We start from the raw sequence: 1,585 nt of genomic DNA on the forward strand, positions 1-1,585 counted from the left end.
GCCGCCGCGCACGCCGGGGGCTTCGACGTCGTCTCACAGATGGCACGGCTGCGGGTGGAGAGCCTGTGGGAGCGGCTCGTGGTGCCGGCGTTCGTCTACTTCTTCGCGCAGCTCTATCCGTTCCGCCGGATCGGCAGGAGGGGGGCGCGTACGGCGGCCGCGGCGGGCGGCTGCGTCCTGTTGCGCGCCGATACCGCCGAGCGGGCCCGGATCCCGGACGCCATCCGGCACGCCGTCATCGACGACGTGGCTCTCGCGCGGGCGGTCAAGGGCGGGGGCGGCCACATCTGGCTGGGCCTCGCCGAGCGGGTGGACAGTGTGCGTCCCTATCCCCGCCTGCACGACCTGTGGCGGATGGTGTCGCGCAGCGCGTACGCCCAGCTCCGCCACAACCCGCTGGTGCTGCTGGGAACGGTGGCCGGGCTCGCGCTGGTCTATCTGGTGCCGCCGGCCGCCGTCCTGACGGGTCTGGCGACGGGGAGCGCGGCGACCACGGTGACCGGTGCCCTCGCCTGGCTGGTCATGGCGGGGACCTACGTCCCGATGCTCCGCTACTACCGGCAGCCGCTGTGGCTCGCTCCCCTGCTGCCGTTCACCGAGCTCCTCATGACGGTCGACTCGGCGGTGCAGCACTACCGGGGGCGCGGCGCGGCCTGGAAGGGGCGCACCTACGCGCGCCCGGACGCCGTCGTCGGCGAGGAGCGCTGACGGCTCACTTGCGGCCCGGTGTCCAGTTCATGCCCCAGCCGTAGACCTGGTCCACCGTCCGCTGCGGGCTCACCCCGCGCTCGGGCACCAGGTAGCGGGCCTCGCGCCGGACGACCAGGTCGTCGCCGGTATTGGTGATCAGGGCCAGCGCGCACACCGTCGAGGGCACGGTGCACTCGTCGAGGGAGAAGTCGACGGGGGCGCCGTACTGCGGCTGGAGGGTGACCGTGGCGTGCAGGTCGGCGAAGGAACGCGCGCCCTCGTAGATGGTCACGAAGACGAGGATGCGCCGGAAGTCCCGCTTGTGGTCGAGGTTGACGGTGAGGTTCTCGCCGCTCGCGACGGCACCGGTGCGGTCGTCGCCGTCGAGGTGGATGTACGGCGGCTGGTGCAGGGCCCCGTAGGCGTTGCCCAGCGCCTGTACGACTCCCTTGCGGCCGTCCGTGAGTTCGTACAGGGCGCACAGGTCGAGGTCCAGGTCGGCGTGCATGGCCACCGCGCGGCCGCGCTTGCTGCCCCACCCCGAGAACTGTTTGCGCACCTGCCAGTTGAGGTTCACCCGCATCGCGCCCGAGCTGCCGCCCTGTTTGGCGAGGGAGACGGAGGGAGCGGACTTGGTCAGGGTGATTTTCGAGAGGCTGACAGGGGGCGCGGAAGGGGCGGGCGGCGGCTCCGCCGGTGCCGTCTGCTGCGGCTCGTCCACGGTGATCCCGAAGTCCGTCGCCAGTCCTTCCAGTCCGCTGTCGTAGCCCTGTCCGACGGCACGGAATTTCCAAACACCCTGACGCCGGTAGAACTCCCCGAGGACGAAAGCGGTTTCTACCGTCGCACCCGTACTGTCGAAGCGCGCCGCCACGTCACCGCGGGCCGCATCCCG

At 71.5% G+C, this 1,585-nt stretch carries 1 protein-coding gene and 1 pseudogene; one reads left to right on the forward strand and one right to left on the reverse strand.

Going from position 1 to position 1,585, the window contains the following annotated elements; translation table 11 throughout:
• Window positions 1–708, forward strand: a pseudogene (locus tag AOJ26_RS37560) (glycosyl transferase family 2); the annotation flags it as partial.
• A gap of 4 nt (window positions 709–712) precedes the next feature.
• Here AOJ26_RS37560 and AOJ26_RS37565 read toward each other — a convergent pair.
• The coding region (locus AOJ26_RS37565) for a TerD family protein (protein ID WP_053852835.1) at window positions 713–1,585 on the reverse strand (873 nt) is incomplete at its 5' end.

The sequence above is a fragment of the Streptomyces sp. NRRL B-24085 genome, from assembly GCF_001282115.1.
Classification (GTDB): domain Bacteria; phylum Actinomycetota; class Actinomycetes; order Streptomycetales; family Streptomycetaceae; genus Streptomyces.